The 15753-nt window shown below is 61.9% G+C and carries 14 protein-coding genes; 6 read left to right on the top strand and 8 right to left on the bottom strand.

Features of this window, described 5'->3' with window-relative positions:
* The first annotated feature begins 107 nt into the window (after nucleotides 1-107).
* On the top strand, nucleotides 108-1502 hold the full coding sequence (locus LIY36_RS07645) for an MATE family efflux transporter (RefSeq protein ID WP_226455309.1): 1395 nt from the start codon (nucleotides 108-110) through the stop codon (nucleotides 1500-1502).
* On the opposite strand, the gene tusA is transcribed toward LIY36_RS07645, so the two are convergent.
* Entirely contained in the window at nucleotides 1499-1744 is a 246-nt protein-coding gene (gene tusA, locus LIY36_RS07640; RefSeq protein ID WP_192298614.1) for a sulfurtransferase TusA, read from the bottom strand. The genes LIY36_RS07645 and tusA overlap by 4 nt on opposite strands.
* A 161-nt stretch (nucleotides 1745-1905) precedes the next feature.
* Nucleotides 1906-2982: a 23S rRNA (cytidine(2498)-2'-O)-methyltransferase RlmM gene (rlmM, locus tag LIY36_RS07635; RefSeq protein ID WP_226455308.1), complete on the bottom strand. Its 1077-nt coding sequence runs from the start codon at nucleotides 2980-2982 to the stop codon at nucleotides 1906-1908.
* A 196-nt stretch (nucleotides 2983-3178) separates the two neighbouring features.
* Here rlmM and acnA point away from each other — a divergent pair, with 196 nt between their 5' ends.
* On the top strand, nucleotides 3179-5920 hold the full coding sequence (gene acnA / locus LIY36_RS07630) for an aconitate hydratase AcnA (protein ID WP_226455307.1): 2742 nt from the start codon (nucleotides 3179-3181) through the stop codon (nucleotides 5918-5920).
* A gap of 132 nt (nucleotides 5921-6052) precedes the next feature.
* Here acnA and LIY36_RS07625 read toward each other — a convergent pair whose 3' ends face one another.
* Complete coding sequence (locus LIY36_RS07625; protein ID WP_226455306.1) at nucleotides 6053-6988, bottom strand: aspartyl/asparaginyl beta-hydroxylase domain-containing protein; 936 nt, start codon at nucleotides 6986-6988, stop codon at nucleotides 6053-6055.
* Between the two features lie 115 nt (nucleotides 6989-7103).
* Nucleotides 7104-8078 (bottom strand): cysteine synthase A, encoded by a 975-nt coding sequence (gene cysK / locus LIY36_RS07620; RefSeq protein WP_226455305.1) that lies wholly within the window; start codon nucleotides 8076-8078, stop codon nucleotides 7104-7106.
* Between the two features lie 127 nt (nucleotides 8079-8205).
* Between cysK and LIY36_RS07615 the strand changes: the two genes are divergently transcribed.
* From LIY36_RS07615 to LIY36_RS07605, 3 genes are all read left to right on the top strand, one after another.
* Nucleotides 8206-9282, top strand: a complete 1077-nt coding sequence (locus tag LIY36_RS07615; RefSeq protein WP_226455304.1) for a DUF748 domain-containing protein — start codon at nucleotides 8206-8208, stop codon at nucleotides 9280-9282.
* A gap of 212 nt (nucleotides 9283-9494) precedes the next feature.
* On the top strand, nucleotides 9495-10340 hold the full coding sequence (locus LIY36_RS07610) for an AAA family ATPase (protein WP_003210690.1): 846 nt from the start codon (nucleotides 9495-9497) through the stop codon (nucleotides 10338-10340).
* Nucleotides 10340-11518 (top strand): vWA domain-containing protein, encoded by a 1179-nt coding sequence (locus LIY36_RS07605; RefSeq protein WP_226455303.1) that lies wholly within the window; start codon nucleotides 10340-10342, stop codon nucleotides 11516-11518. The genes LIY36_RS07610 and LIY36_RS07605 overlap by 1 nt, the downstream gene beginning before the upstream one ends.
* 135 nt (nucleotides 11519-11653) lie before the next feature.
* Here the strand turns inward: LIY36_RS07605 and LIY36_RS07600 are convergent, their stop codons facing one another.
* Genes LIY36_RS07600 through LIY36_RS07590 form a run of 3 tightly spaced genes read right to left on the bottom strand, consistent with a single transcriptional unit; the run spans nucleotide 11654 to nucleotide 14000 of the window.
* The gene (locus LIY36_RS07600) at nucleotides 11654-12562 is read right to left on the bottom strand and encodes a biotin-dependent carboxyltransferase family protein (RefSeq protein ID WP_226455302.1); all 909 of its coding nucleotides are present in this window, start codon (nucleotides 12560-12562) and stop codon (nucleotides 11654-11656) included.
* Nucleotides 12559-13263 (bottom strand): 5-oxoprolinase subunit B family protein, encoded by a 705-nt coding sequence (locus tag LIY36_RS07595; protein ID WP_226455301.1) that lies wholly within the window; start codon nucleotides 13261-13263, stop codon nucleotides 12559-12561. Before LIY36_RS07595 ends, LIY36_RS07600 begins: the two co-directional genes overlap by 4 nt.
* The gene (locus LIY36_RS07590; RefSeq protein ID WP_192299117.1) at nucleotides 13260-14000 is read right to left on the bottom strand and encodes a 5-oxoprolinase subunit PxpA; all 741 of its coding nucleotides are present in this window, start codon (nucleotides 13998-14000) and stop codon (nucleotides 13260-13262) included. Before LIY36_RS07590 ends, LIY36_RS07595 begins: the two co-directional genes overlap by 4 nt.
* A gap of 175 nt (nucleotides 14001-14175) precedes the next feature.
* On the opposite strand from LIY36_RS07590, the gene LIY36_RS07585 reads away from it, so the two are divergent.
* Nucleotides 14176-15096 carry a LysR family transcriptional regulator gene (locus LIY36_RS07585; RefSeq protein WP_226455300.1) on the top strand — a complete coding sequence of 307 codons (921 nt, stop codon included), beginning with the start codon at nucleotides 14176-14178 and terminating at the stop codon, nucleotides 15094-15096.
* Between the two features lie 110 nt (nucleotides 15097-15206).
* Here LIY36_RS07585 and LIY36_RS07580 read toward each other — a convergent pair whose 3' ends face one another.
* Nucleotides 15207-15749, bottom strand: a complete 543-nt coding sequence (locus LIY36_RS07580) for a DUF2937 family protein (RefSeq protein WP_192299119.1) — start codon at nucleotides 15747-15749, stop codon at nucleotides 15207-15209.
* Nucleotides 15750-15753 lie beyond the last annotated feature (4 nt).

Here is a 15753-nt window from a genome sequence, read left to right as displayed (position 1 = left end):
GCTTGGAAGGGTGCTTACAAATCGCTAACACAGGTTTTTTCCTGACCATTGCGTCAGGGCGTAGAATCCGCCGTCCTTGCGTCTCCCTTATTCCTGGACACCCGTACGTGAACACTGCCACCGCTCCCCTCACCCGCCCCGCCCGCATCAGCCGGGAAGTGCGCGACCTACTGACGCTCGCCCTGCCGATCATGATCGGCCAACTGGCAACCACCGCGATGAGTTTCGTCGACGCCGTGATGGCCGGGCGCGTCAGCCCGCAGGACCTGGCGGCAGTGGGCCTGGGCAATTCGATCTGGATCCCGGTGTATCTGCTGATGACCGGCACGCTGCTGGCGACCACGCCAAAAGTCGCCCAGCGCTACGGTGCGGGCACGTTCAGCGAAATCGGGCCGTTGGTGCGCCAGTCGCTGTGGCTGGCGCTGGTGGTCGGGAGCATCGCCTCGCTGTTGCTGCTCAGCGCAGAACCGATCCTGCACTGGATGAACGTCGAGCCGGATCTGATCGTACCGTCCATGGGCTACCTGCACGGCATCGCCGCCGGCATGCCGGCGATCGCGCTGTATTACGTGTTGCGCTGCTTCAGTGATGGCCTGGGCCGTACGCGGCCAAGCATGGTCATGGGCCTGTGCGGCCTGGCGCTGAACATTCCGCTGAACTACATCTTCATCTACGGCCACCTCGGCGTGCCGGCCATGGGCGGCGTGGGCTGCGGCTGGGCCACGGCCATCGCGATGTGGGTGATGATGCTCGGCCTGGCCGGCTGGACGTTTTTCGGCCCGGCGTACCAGAGCAGCGAACTGTTCAAGCGGTTCGACTGGCCGCAGTGGGCCGTGATCAAGCGCGTACTGGGTATCGGCCTGCCCATCGGCGTGGCGATCTTTGCCGAATCGAGCATCTTCGCGGTGATCGCCCTGTTGATCGGCAGCCTCGGTGCCACGGTGGTGTCCGGTCACCAGATCGCACTGAACGTCAGCTCGCTGGTGTTCATGATCCCCTACTCCCTGAGCATGGCCGTCACCGTGCGCGTCGGTCAGGCACTGGGGCGGGGCCAGCCGCGGGAAGCGCGCTTCGCCGCCGGGGTCGGCATGGGCACCGCCCTCGCCTACGCATGCTTGTCATGCAGCCTGATGCTGGTGTTTCGCGAGCAGATTGCCGCGATCTACACGCCGGACCCGATCGTGATCCACCTGGCCTCGACGCTGATCGTGTTTTCCGCGCTGTTCCAGTTCTCCGACTCGCTGCAAGTCACCGCCGCCGGTGCACTACGCGGTTATCAGGACACGCGGGTGACCATGGTGCTGACCCTGTTCGCGTATTGGGGCGTGGGGCTACCGGTCGGCTACGCCCTGGGGCTCACCGACTGGCTCGGCGAACCGAGCGGCCCCAGCGGTTTGTGGCAGGGCCTGATCGTCGGCCTGAGTTGTGCGGCAGGGATGTTGCTGGTGCGCCTGGCGCGCAGTGCACGTCGACGCATTCGCGCGGCAAAAGCCCTGGGTTAAGCGGACTTCTTGCGAATCCAGTACAGGTACGTACCGGCCTGCTCCTGCTGATCCACCAGTTCGTGGTCGAGGAACACGCAGAACTTGGGAATATCGCGACGGGTTGACGGATCGGTCGCGATCACCTTGAGCAAGCCGCCGGGCGGCAGGTCGCGGATGTGCTGGTGCAGCATCATCACCGGCTCGGGACAGTTGAGGCCGGTGGCGTCGAGCACAGCGTCTACAGGCAAATCGAGGTTCATACATCACTCCTGAAACGGGCGCCGCTCCAACTGTGGGAGCGGGCTTGTGTGGGAGCGGGCTTGCTCGCGAATGCGGTGTGCCAGTCACTGATGATTTGACTGAACCACCGCTTTCGCGAGCAAGCCCGCTCCCACAGGGGTTTTGAGGTCACTTCAAATATTCAGCGGTTCTTGGGTTTCTTGGGGGTTTCCAGGCGGCGCAGGTGACACGTCACTTCCTCGCGATCGTGGTACAGCTGCTTGCAGCCGATCTCCACCCGAATCCCACGCGCCTTGAAGCCGTCCTCGATACGCTCGAGCAAACGCTTCACTTCAGCATAACGCTGCTTCATCGGCAGCTTCAGGTTCACCACCGCTTCACGGCAATGCCCTTCGCCGATCCAGGTTTCCAGCAACGCGGCATTGCGCGCGGGCTTCTCGACAATGTCACACACCATCCAGTCCACCGGCTGCTTGGGCACGAAGGTAAAACCGTCGGCCATCAAGTGTTGCACCAGGCCGGTGTCCATCAGGCTTTCGGCCATGGGGCCGTTGTCGATGGCGGTCACCAGCATGCCGCGGTTGACCAGTTGCCAGGTCCAGCCGCCGGGGGCGGCACCGAGGTCGACGCCGGTCATGTCGCCGTGCAGGCGCTCGTCCCACTGGTCGCGAGGGATAAAGTGGTGCCAGGCCTCTTCCAGCTTGAGCGTCGAACGGCTCGGCGCCTCACGCGGGAATTTGAGGCGCGGAATGCCCATCGGCCACATCGCCGAGTTGTTCGACTCGGCCAGGCCCATGAACACTTCGCGGCCGCTCTTGAAGGTCAGCAGCAGGCGCGGCTTGCTCGGGTCGTCCACCAGCTTGCCGGCGTTGAGCAGGGCTTTACGCAGGTGCACTTCGAATTTCTTGCAGAAGTTCGACAGTTCCTTGCCGTCGTTGGTGTCGACCATCTCCAGCCACAGGCTGCCACATACCGGGAACTCGCGCAGGTGGGCGAGGATCACGCTGATACGGTCGGTTTCCGGCAGGTCGATAAATACCCCGCGCGCCCACTGCCTTGGGAAGATCAACTCGGCAAAACGCTGGCCGTGCATCAGGCGCTGGGCGCCGTCTTCTTCGGTGCAGACAAATTCGGCGCAGGCGCTGCCGGTCTTGGCCTTGGCGTAGCCGGAAACGTTCAGGCGCGCGGCGTGTTCCGCGATCTCGGAACAGACTTCGCCTTCAAACCCCGGGCGGCAGTGCATAAAAAGGGTGTTCATCAACTCTCCTGGTGACTCGACCGACGTTGCGCTATCGCAATGTCTGTCATGAAAACGCGCGCATGATAGCTGAGTTCGGAACCTTGGACTTAACCATAGAGTCCAGTTATTAGCCTGCTAATGAAAACAGCGCTAGCTTTATAGCTCTGTCTGTCCCGTCAGGTCCGTAGCCGTGCGGATCATAAGGAGTCGCGTCATGTCATCGCTTGATAGCCTGAAAACCCTTAAAACCCTGCAAATCGACAGCAAGACCTACCATTACTTCAGCCTGCCCGAGGCGGCCAAAAGCCTGGGCGACCTGGACCGGTTGCCGATGTCGCTCAAAGTGCTGCTGGAAAACCTGCTGCGCTGGGAAGACGACAAAACCGTCACCGGCGCCGACCTCAAGGCCATTGCCGCCTGGCTCAAGGAGCGCCAGTCCGACCGCGAGATCCAGTACCGCCCCGCCCGCGTACTGATGCAGGACTTTACCGGCGTCCCCGCCGTCGTCGACCTGGCCGCCATGCGCGCCGCCGTGGCCAAGGCCGGGGGCGACCCGCAGCGCATCAACCCGCTGTCGCCGGTGGACCTGGTGATCGACCACTCGGTGATGGTCGATAAATTCGGCAACGCCGACGCCTTTGAACAAAACGTCGATATCGAAATGCAGCGCAACGGCGAACGCTACGCCTTCCTGCGCTGGGGCCAGAGCGCCTTCGACAACTTCAGCGTGGTGCCGCCCGGCACCGGCATCTGCCATCAGGTCAACCTCGAATACCTGGGCCGCACCGTGTGGACCAAGGACGAGGACGGCCGCACCTACGCCTTCCCCGACACCCTGGTCGGCACCGACTCCCACACCACCATGATCAACGGCCTCGGCGTACTCGGCTGGGGCGTCGGCGGCATCGAAGCGGAAGCGGCGATGCTCGGCCAGCCGGTGTCGATGCTGATCCCGGAAGTCATCGGTTTCAAACTCACCGGCAAGCTCAAGGAAGGCATCACCGCCACCGACCTGGTGCTGACCGTGACCCAGATGCTGCGCAAGAAAGGCGTGGTGGGTAAATTCGTCGAGTTCTACGGCGACGGCTTGGCCGACCTGCCTCTGGCCGACCGCGCCACCATTGCCAACATGGCTCCGGAATATGGCGCCACCTGCGGTTTTTTCCCGGTGGATGAGGTGACGTTGGACTACCTGCGTCTGTCGGGCCGTCCGTCAGAAACCGTCAAACTGGTCGAGGCCTACACCAAGGCCCAGGGCCTGTGGCGCAATGCCGGCCAGGAACCGGTATTCACCGACAGCCTGGCCTTGGACATGGGCAGCGTCGAAGCCAGCCTGGCCGGGCCAAAACGTCCGCAGGACCGTGTTTCGCTGCCGAATGTCGGCCAGGCGTTCAGCGACTTCCTCGACCTGCAGTTCAAACCGGCCAGCAAAGAGGTCGGCCGCCTGGAAAGCGAAGGCGGCGGCGGTGTCGCCGTGGGCAATGCCGACTTGGTGGGTGAAGCCGATTACGACTTCGAAGGTCAGACCTATCGCCTGAAAAACGGCGCCGTGGTGATCGCCGCGATCACCTCCTGCACCAACACCTCCAACCCCAGCGTGATGATGGCCGCCGGGCTGCTGGCGAAAAAGGCCGTGGAAAAGGGCCTGACGCGCAAGCCCTGGGTCAAAAGCTCCCTGGCACCGGGCTCCAAGGTAGTCACCGACTACTACAACGCCGCCGGGCTCACCCACTACCTCGACAAACTTGGCTTCGACCTGGTGGGCTATGGCTGTACCACCTGCATCGGCAACTCCGGCCCGTTGCCGGAGCCGATTGAAAAAGCCATCCAGAAAGCCGACCTCGCCGTGGCTTCGGTGCTGTCCGGCAACCGCAACTTCGAAGGCCGCGTGCACCCACTGGTGAAAACCAACTGGCTGGCCTCGCCGCCCCTGGTGGTCGCCTATGCGTTGGCCGGCACCGTGCGCATCGACATCAGCAGCGAGCCGCTGGGCAACGATCAGCAGGGCAAGCCGGTGTACCTCAAGGACATCTGGCCGAGCAGCCAGGAGATCGCCGACGCGGTGGCCCAGGTCAGCACCGGCATGTTCCACAAGGAATACGCCGAAGTGTTTGCCGGTGACGAGCAGTGGCAGGCGATTGAAGTACCGCAGGCCGCGACCTACGTGTGGCAGGAGGATTCCACCTACATCCAGCACCCGCCTTTCTTCGACGATATTTCCGGACCGCTGCCGGTGATCGAAGACGTCAAGGGCGCCAACGTCCTGGCCCTGCTCGGCGATTCGGTGACCACCGACCACATCTCCCCTGCTGGCAACATCAAAGCCGACAGCCCCGCCGGCCGCTACCTGCGCGAGCAAGGCGTGGAGCCGCGCGACTTCAACTCCTACGGCTCACGCCGGGGCAACCATGAAGTGATGATGCGCGGCACCTTTGCCAACATCCGCATCCGCAATGAAATGCTCGGCGGCGAGGAAGGCGGCAATACGCTGTACATCCCGACTGGCGAGAAAATGGCGATCTACGATGCGTCGATGAAATACCAGGCCTCGGGGACGCCGCTGGTGGTGATCGCCGGCCAGGAATACGGCACGGGCTCGAGCCGCGACTGGGCAGCCAAGGGGACCAACCTGCTGGGGGTGAAGGCGGTGATCGCCGAGAGTTTCGAACGGATCCACCGTTCCAACCTGGTGGGCATGGGCGTGTTGCCGTTGCAGTTCAAGCTGGATCAGAACCGCAAGACGCTCAAGCTCAGCGGCAAGGAGCAGATCGATATTCTGGGGCTGACGGGCGTGGAGATCGTGCCGCGGATGAACCTGACAGTGGTGATCACGCGGGAGGATGGCAGCAGCGAGAAGGTCGAGGTGCTGTGCCGGATTGATACGCTGAACGAAGTTGAATACTTCAAGGCGGGGGGGATCTTGCACTACGTCCTGCGGCAGCTGATCGCGTCCTGAGCAACACTGCAAATCAAGTGTGGGAGCGGGCTTGCCCGCGAATGCGGTATATCAGTCACAGATGTTTCGACTGATCCACCGCATTCGCGGGCAAGCCCGCTCCCACATTTTGACCGTATTCACAGATTCAGGTCAGAACAACCACTTCCACAGCAGCACCAACACAACGACGGCCAACACCGGCCGCGCAATCCGGTAGGCCTTGGGATGCTTGCGCTTCCACTGCTTCACCACACCACTGAACTTGTCGCTGAAGGTCTTGCTCCAGGCATACGCCTGGTTGATCCCGCCGACGCGCTCGTCGTCCAGGTTCTGCGGCGCTGTGGCGCGGCCCAGTTGCTTGCTGACCCAACGATTGACGCGGGTCATGAAGCCATTGCTCAACGGCCGCTCAATGTCGCAGAACAGGATCACGCGGGTCGTTTCAGTCTCGTTCTTCACCCAATGCACGTAGGTTTCATCGAACATCACGTCGTCGCCATCACGCCAGGCGTATTCCTGGCCGTCGACAAAGATGCGGCAAGCGTCGGAGTTCGGCGTGGACAGACCCAGGTGATAACGCAAGGAACCGGCGAACGGATCGCGGTGCGGGTTGAGGTGGCTGCCACCCGGCAACAGCGCGAACATCGCGCCCTTGACGTTGGGAATGCTGCTCACCAGCGCCACGGTTTTCGGGCACAGCGCCTCGGCCGATGGCAACGGCTTGTCGTACCACTTGAGGTAGAAGCGCTTCCAGCCCTTCTTGAAGAAGGAACCAAAACCGGCGTCGTTGTTCTTTTCGGCGGCGCGGATGTAACCCTCGTCGAACAGGTGCATGGCCTCTTCGCGGATCACTTCCCAGTTGTCCTTCAGCACGTCCAGTTCCGGGAACCTGGAGCGGTCCAGGTAAGGCTTGGACGGCACCGCCGAGAACAGGTACATCAAGGCGTTATAGGGGGCAAACAGCGCCGAATGGTTGACGAACTGACGCAATATCGGCAAACGGGCCTTGCCGCGCAGGTGCACATACAGCGTGCTGCCGATAAACAACAGCAACACCGACAGTTTGGCGGCCAAAGAAAAGGTCATGCAGCAACTCCTGGAAAAATGCGCCGGGCATCATAAACACTTGGGCCATTATGCAGAAGGCTTTGGCTGACCGGCTGATACATATCAAACCTTGCGCCCTCGCCACAGACACACATCAGGCTTGGTTTTCCTGTTCGGTAAACAGATCGCTGAACAGCATGCTCGACAGGTAGCGCTCACCGGAGTCCGGCAGGATCACCACGATGGTCTTGCCCTGCATCTCCGGTTTCTGCGCCAGGCGCACCGCCACGGCCATCGCCGCACCGCAGGAGATACCGCACAGAATCCCTTCTTCCTGCATCAGGCGCAGGGCCATGGCCTTGGATTCTTCATCACTGGCCAGCTCCACGCGGTCGACCATCGACAGGTCGAGGTTCTTCGGCACGAAACCGGCGCCGATGCCCTGGATCTTGTGCGGGCTTGGCTTGATCTCTTCACCGGCCAGCGCCTGGGTGATCACCGGCGACACGATCGGCTCCACGGCCACCGACAAAATCGGCTTGCCCGCAGTGTTCTTGATATAGCGCGACACGCCGGTGATGGTGCCACCCGTGCCGACGCCGGCCACCAGCACATCCACCGCGCCATCGGTGTCGTTCCAGATTTCCGGGCCGGTGGTTTTTTCGTGGATCGCCGGGTTGGCCGGGTTTTCGAACTGGCCGGGCATAAAGTACTGGGCCGGGTCGCTGGCGACGATTTCAGCGGCTTTCTCGATCGCGCCCTTCATGCCCTTGGCCGGTTCGGTCAGCACCAGCTCGGCGCCGAGGGCCTTGAGCACCTTGCGCCGCTCGATGCTCATGGACGCCGGCATGGTCAACAGCAGCTTGTAGCCACGGGCGGCAGCGACAAACGCCAGGCCGATGCCGGTGTTGCCCGAGGTCGGCTCGACAATGGTCATGCCCGGCTTGAGTTTGCCGGTGCTTTCCGCGTCCCAGATCATGTTCGCGCCGATACGGCACTTCACTGAGTAACCGGGGTTACGCCCTTCGATCTTGGCCAGGATGGTCACACCACGCGGCGCGATACGGTTGATCTGCACCAGGGGCGTATTACCGATGGAGTGCGCGTTGTCTGCAAAGATGCGGCTCATGACGGGTCCTATGTTGACGGTATCCGGGAAGGCAACAAGGGTATGCCTCGTGCGGCAAAGCGTCCAGTCGCTGGAACGTTGCGCGCCCCTTAGAGGTCAATCGCCTATCTATACGGAGAATACCTACATGAAACGTCGCTACAGCTGGCCGCTATGGACCGTCGCCGGGCTGGTAGTGGTGCTGGTCGCCCTGGACCTGGCCCTGCCCTATCTGGTGCGCAACTACCTGAACGACAAGCTCGCCGACATGGGCGACTACCGCGGCCGGGTCAGCGACGTGGACCTGGCCCTGTGGCGCGGCGCGTACAGGATCAACGGCCTGGAGATCATCAAGATTGACGGCAAGGTGCCAGTTCCGCTGCTCAAGGCGCCGTTGATCGATTTGGCGGTGAGTTGGCAAGCATTGTGGTCCGACCGTGCGGTGGTGGCCAAGGTGCGGTTTATCAAGCCTGAGGTGAACTTCGTTGACGGCGGCGCCAACAAACAGGCGTCCCAGACCGGTAAGGGGACCGACTGGCGTGCACAACTGAGCAAGCTGGCACCGATCACCCTCGACGAAGTGCGCATCGAAGACGGCAAAATTGCCTTCCACAACTTCAGCTCCAAGCCGCCAGTCAACATCAACGCAACGGCGGTCAATGCCAGCTTCTATAACCTGACCAACATCGTAGACGTCAAAGGCCAGCGCGACGCCCGCTTCGAGGGCAAGGCCCTGCTGCAAGGCCAGGCGCCGCTGGAAGCCAGCGCCACTTTCGACCCGTTGAGCAACTTCGAGAACTTTGAATTCCGTTTCCGCGCCAAGGATCTGCAACTCAAGCGCATGAACGCCTTCGCCTCGGCCTACGGCAAGTTCGATTTCAAGGCCGGTACCGGCGATGTGGTGATCGAAGCCCAGGCGGAAAAAGGCCAATTGACTGGCTATATCAAGCCGCTGCTGCGGGACGTGGAAGTCTTCGACTGGCAACAGGACGTGGAAAACAAAGACAAGAACATCTTCCGGTCGATCTGGGAGGCCGTGGTGGGCACCAGCGAAACCGTGTTGAAGAACCAGCAGAAAAACCAGTTCGCCACCCGGGTGGAATTGAGCGGCAGCGTGCATCAGCGAGATGTCAGCGCATTCGGTGCGTTTCTGGCGATTTTACGCAATGGTTTCATCCAGGCCTTTAATGCCCGCTACGAGCAACCCAAGCCCAGCGCCGATTAAATGTGGGAGCGGGCTTGCTCGCGAAGGCGGAGTGTCAGCCACCGTAAATGCCGACTGAACCACCGCATTCGCGAGCAAGCCCGCTCCCACATGGGTACGAGTACACATTCAGGTCGTGACCCGCCATTCAGAGACTGAATAACCCGTCTGCGTTCACAGTCGCCGGGGCTGCGCGGTATAGTCCGGGCATTGATGAATTCGAGGAAACACCGATGAAGTTCGAAGGCACCCAGGCCTATGTAGCCACCGACGACCTGAAACTGGCCGTCAACGCCGCCATCACCCTGGAGCGGCCGCTGCTGGTCAAGGGCGAGCCCGGCACCGGCAAGACCATGCTCGCCGAGCAGTTGGCCGAGTCCTTCGGCGCCAAGCTGATCACCTGGCACATCAAGTCCACCACCAAGGCCCACCAGGGCCTCTACGAGTACGACGCGGTCAGCCGCCTGCGCGACTCGCAACTGGGCGTGGACAAGGTGCACGACGTACGCAACTACCTGAAAAAGGGCAAGCTCTGGGAAGCCTTCGAGTCCGAGGAACGGGTGATCCTGCTGATCGATGAAATCGACAAGGCCGACATCGAGTTCCCCAACGACTTGCTGCAAGAACTCGACAAGATGGAGTTCTACGTCTACGAGATCGACGAGACCATCAAGGCCAAGAAGCGCCCGATCATCATCATTACCTCCAACAACGAAAAAGAGCTGCCGGACGCGTTCCTGCGCCGCTGCTTCTTCCACTACATCGCCTTCCCCGACCGTACCACCCTGCAAAAGATCGTCGACGTGCACTACCCCGACATCAAGAAAGACCTGGTCAGCGAAGCGCTGGACGTGTTCTTCGACGTGCGCAAGGTGCCAGGCCTGAAGAAAAAACCGTCCACCTCCGAACTGGTGGACTGGCTCAAGCTGCTGATGGCCGACAACATCGGCGAAGCCGTACTGCGCGAGCGCGACCCGACCAAGGCGATCCCACCACTGGCCGGCGCCTTGGTGAAGAACGAGCAAGACGTGCAGTTGCTGGAGCGTCTGGCGTTCATGAGCCGTCGCGGTAATCGCTGATGCTGCTCAACCTGTTCAATGAAATGCGCGCCGCCAAGGTGCCGGTGTCGGTGCGCGAGCTGCTGGACCTGATCAACGCGCTGAAAATGCGCGTGACCTTCGCCGACATGGACGAGTTCTACTACCTGGCCCGGGCGATCCTGGTCAAGGACGAGCGGCATTTCGACAAGTTCGACCGGGCGTTCAGTGCCTATTTCAACGGCCTGGAAAAGCTCGACGAGCACTTGCAGGCACTGATCCCCGAAGACTGGCTGCGCAAGGAGTTCGAACGTTCCCTGAGCGATGAAGAACGTGCGCAGATCCAATCCCTGGGCGGCCTCGACAAGCTGATCGAGGAGTTCAAGAAACGCCTGGAAGAACAGAAAGAACGCCATGCCGGCGGCAACAAGTGGATCGGCACCGGCGGCACCAGCCCGTTCGGTTCCGGCGGCTACAACCCCGAGGGCATCCGCGTCGGTGACGCCGGCAAGCGCCAGGGCAAGGCCGTCAAAGTGTGGGACCAGCGCGAGTACAAGAACCTCGACGATCAGGTGGAACTGGGCACACGCAATATCAAGATCGCCCTGCGCCGCCTGCGCAAGTTCGCGCGCCAGGGCGCCGCCGAAGAGCTGGACATCGACGGCACCATCGACCACACCGCCCGCGATGCCGGCTTGCTGAACATCCAGATGCGCCCGGAGCGGCGCAACACCATCAAGCTGCTGTTGCTGTTCGACATCGGCGGCTCGATGGACGCCCACGTGAAGATCTGCGAAGAGCTGTTTTCGGCGTGCAAGACCGAGTTCAAGCACCTGGAGTACTTCTACTTTCACAACTTCGTGTACGAGTCGGTGTGGAAGAACAACGGACGCCGCACCTCGGAGCGCACCTCCACCCAGGACCTGCTGCACAAGTACGGCGCGGACTACAAAGTGATCTTTATCGGCGATGCGTCGATGGCACCGTATGAGATCACCCAGGCCGGCGGCAGCGTCGAGCACTGGAACGAAGAACCGGGGTATGTGTGGATGCAGCGCTTCATGGCCAAGTACAAGAAGCTGATCTGGATTAACCCGTATCCCAAGGACACCTGGGGGTATACGGCGTCGACGGGGATTGTGCGGGAGTTGGTCGAGGATCAGATGTATCCGCTGACGTTGCGCGGGCTGGAAGAAGGGATGCGCTTCCTCTCCAAATAAAACGGAGATCCCAATGTGGGAGCGGGCTTGCTCGCGAAAGCGGTGGTTCAGTCGACTCATCAGGTGGCTGACACACCGTATTCGCGAGCAAGCCCGCTCCCACACAAGCCCGCTCCCACATTTTTAATTGCGACGTTACTTAAAACGCTGCAAGAACTCGGTGTGCTGCCGATGCGCCGTCTCCTGCACCACCGGCGCCAACCTGACCTTCTCCCCCGGCAAACACTGCGCCAGCCGCGCCAGCGCCAACGGCGTCAACGCGCCCAGGCGCGGATACCCACCAATCGTCTGTCGATCGTTGAGCAACACAATCGGCTGCCCATCCGGCGGCACCTGGATCGCCCCCAACGGAATCCCTTCGGAGATCAGCGACGGCCCCTGGTACTGCAACGGCGTGCCCAGCAAACGCATGCCCATGCGGTCGGCGCGGCTGTCGAGGGTCCATTCGCTGTTGAACGCATCGAACAGGCTTTGCCCGCTGAATTGGCCGATTTGTGCGCCGACGATCACATCCAACGCAGCTTTGGCCGGAAAGCCTGGATCGCTGAGCACTTTCATCGCGCCGCCGGCACCGGAATACGCCAGGCACCCGCCTTCAGCCAGCGCTTTGCCAAAACCATCCACCCCGCCCAGTTCTTCGCGCACCACCGTGGCGCAACTGCCGAGCACCTGCGGCGCGTCAAACCCGCCTGGCGCGGCGAGGTAAGCCCGCGCACCATTGAACGGTTGGGTGAAACGCAAACGCTGGCCCTTTTGCAGGATAAAACTGCGGCCGGGGCTGATCGCACGTTCGTCGATAAACGCCCCCAGGTCCGCGCCGGCCAGGGCCAACAAGCAATAGTCCTCGGCGTGCACGGTAAAACCGCCGAGGGTGATTTCCACCACGGGCGCATCCAGCGCATTGCCCAGCAGCCAGTTGGCCCAGGCCATCGACACCCAATCCAGCGCCCCGCCCTGGGTCACGCCCAGATGGCGCACGCCAAAGCGTCCGGCGTCCTGCAACAGGCACAGCGGCGTGCTGGCCTCGATCAATAAGCGGCTCATGCCTGCGCCTCCAACGGTGTGTCATCGCCACCCAGCTGGATGAATTCGGCGTGCTCGACCGGTTCGAAGCGCACCGTATCGCCGGGCTGCATCAGGCTGTAGCCGTCGCGCTCGCGGTCGAACAACTTGGCCGGGGTGCGGCCGATCAGGTTCCAGCCGCCCGGCGACACCACCGGGTACGCAGCGGTCTGCCGTTCGGCGATGCCGACGCTGCCGGCCGCCACGCGTTTGCGCGGAGTACTCAGGCGCGGCGTGGCGAGGATGTCCTCCACCAGCCCCATAAAGGCGAAACCGGGGGCGAAGCCGAGGGCGAACACCTGGTATTCGTGGGCGCTGTGGCGGCGGATCACCTCGTCGATGTTCAAGCCACTGCGCTGGCTGAGCAGGCTCAGTTCGGGGCCGACGCTCAGGTCGTACCACACCGGCAGCACGTGGCACTGGCCGCTGCCCTGGGTGTGCGGTTGCAGGTCGGTCAGCGCCTGGTCGATCAACTCGCGTGCCTGGGCCGGGCTCAATGCCGTGAGGTCGTAATGCACCATCAAGGTGGTGTAGGACGGCACCAGGTCGACCAATGCCGCGCCGAATCCGCTGCGCAAGCGTTGGGTGGCGGCAAGCATCCACGGCATGTTGGCTTCGGCGATGACATCAAACAGGCGCACCATCAGGCAGTCGATGGCCACTACTTCGATCCGTGGCTTCATGCGGGCTTCAATGCCTCGCGGATGCGCTGCACGGCGGCGACCGAGCTGGCGTTATCGCCGTGCACGCACAGGGTGTTGGCCTGCAACACCAGCGGGCTGCCGTCGCTGGCGACCAGCGCTGCGCCGCGGGAAATGGTCAGGGACTGCTGCACGATGGTGTCGGCATCATGGTGCACGGCACCGGGCAATTGCCGCGAAACCAGGTGGCCCTGGCTGTCGTAGGCACGGTCGGCGAACGCTTCGAACCACAGGGTCACACCGTACTCATCGCCCAAGGCCTGGGCCGCGCTGTTGTCGCGGGTGGCCAGCAGCATCAGCGGCAAGTCGCCGTACGCGGCCACGGCCTGGATCACCGCGCGCAATTGCGCCGGGTTGGCCATCATGTCGTTGTACATCGCGCCGTGGGGTTTGACGTAGCTGACACGTGCACCTTGTGCGCGGCAGATGCCATCCAGCGCACCGATCTGGTAATGCAGCAGATCCTGGATTTCCTGCGGCGTGTAGGCCATGGAGCGGCGGCCGAAGCCTTGCAGATCCTGATATGCCGGGTGCGCACCGATTTGCACACCGTGCTTGAGCGCCAGGCTGACAGTCTTGCGCATGATGCTCGGGTCGCCGGCATGGAAACCGCAGGCCACGTTGGCGCAATCGATGAACGGCATGACTTCGGCGTCCAGACCCAGGGTCCAGTTGCCAAAGCTTTCGCCGATGTCGCAATTCAATAGCAGACGGCTCACGGTGGGCTACTCCTGTAGGCTTTGTTTTTTTGTAGTGTGGGATTTTTTACGCAGAACTCGCAACTTGTCCTGACACCCCTACACGCTTATCGTGGAATAGCTCGATTTTTGGCGCTGGCCTGGTGCGGCGTCCAACTAATAAAAACCGATCCATGCATAAGAAAAAGTTGATCCCATGAATTTGAAGTTCCTCGAAACCTTCGTCTGGGTGGCCAAGCTCAAGAGCTTTCGCCTGACCGCCGAGAAGTTGTTCACCACCCAGGCCTCGATTTCCAGCCGCATCGCCGTGCTGGAAAGCGAGCTGGGGGTGAAACTGTTTCTGCGCGACTCACGCGGCGTGAGCCTGACCCCGGAAGGCGTGAAGGTGCTCGATTACGCCGAGCAGATGATGGTGACCATGCAAGGCTTGAAGCAGTCCCTGGAGACCAGCAGCAGCAAGGTCGGGCGCATCCGCATCGGTGCGATGGACACAGTGATCCACACCTGGCTGAGCCCGTTGGTCGCCGAACTGATGGACCATTTCCCGCTGGTGGAAATCGAATTGGTCGCCGATACCGCATTGAACCTCAGCGATCAGCTGCAAAAAGGCTTCCTTGACCTGATCCTGCAAACCGACCTGCTGCGCCTCGAAACCGTGCGCAGCCTGGAACTGGCCAGCCACCCGATGGCCTGGATCGTCGCCAGCCAGTCGATCTACCACCGCGACTACGCGTCCCTCGCCGAACTGGCCCAGGAACGCATCATCACCTACTCGAAAAACTCCCACCCGCACCAGGACGTGTTGAGCCTGATGCAAGCCAACGGCGTGGCCGCACCACGGATGAACTGTGTGAACTCGGTGTCGGCAATTACCCGCTTGCTGCGTGACGGCTTCGGGATTGGCGCATTGCCGCCGGTGCTGGTGATGGAAGAGCTGGAGCGCGGCGAATTGGTGATGTTGCCGATGGCGCAGAAACTGCCGAATTTGCAGGTGGTGGTGTCGTGGCGCGTAGGGGTGGAGTTGGTGGAGGAAATTGTCGGGTTGTGCCAGAAGGTGGTGGCTCGGTATGCGGTAGAAGTCGGCGAAAACAGAATGCAACTGACGAAACCCGATTAAAACTGTGGGAGCGGGCTTGCTCGCGAATGCGGTAGATCAGTCACAACATCTTTGACTGACACTCCGCTTTCGCCAGCAAGCCCGCTCCCACATGTGGATCTGTGTGCGGCTTATAAACCCTTCAGGTCGCGCTCTTCGATCGGCCGGCTCTGGCGCAGACGCTTGCCGCCCAACACCACCCAGTCGATCAACCGGAACAGGCATTCCAACCCGAACGACAGCAACATCGCCCCGCCCAGCCCCCAGCCCATGGCTTCGGGTGTCAGCAGGATCTGGTAGCTGTAGCCCTTCCAGGTCTCCAGGCGAATGTCCGGGTCGGCCGCCACCGCCACTTGCAGCGCACGGATGTACCACGGGCCTTGCATCGCCTGGAATTGCTTGTCCAACGCCACCTGGCGATCAAGCATCGCGCCCAGGCTGCTGGCATCGCTCTGGAACACCGGGTCATCACTGGCGCGGTAATGCGCGACCAGCGCCTTCAAATCGCCGTTGAAGAACTGCTGCGCCGTCGACTCAAACCCGCGCAGGCCGGTCTGGGCCTCGATCAGGTGGGCTTCGACGCGCTTGGCGTAGTCGTTGATAAACCCCGGCACTTGCACGCCGACCAACAAGCCAATGGCAAACAACACCAACCGCAGATAGCTGAGCAACATGGTC

Origin of the sequence: Pseudomonas sp. AF03-9 (assembly GCF_020515815.1) — a bacterium.
Lineage (GTDB): Bacteria > Pseudomonadota > Gammaproteobacteria > Pseudomonadales > Pseudomonadaceae > Aquipseudomonas.
The sequence above is the reverse complement of the archived record's forward strand: the minus strand, read 5'-3'. Positions and strand labels throughout refer to the sequence as shown.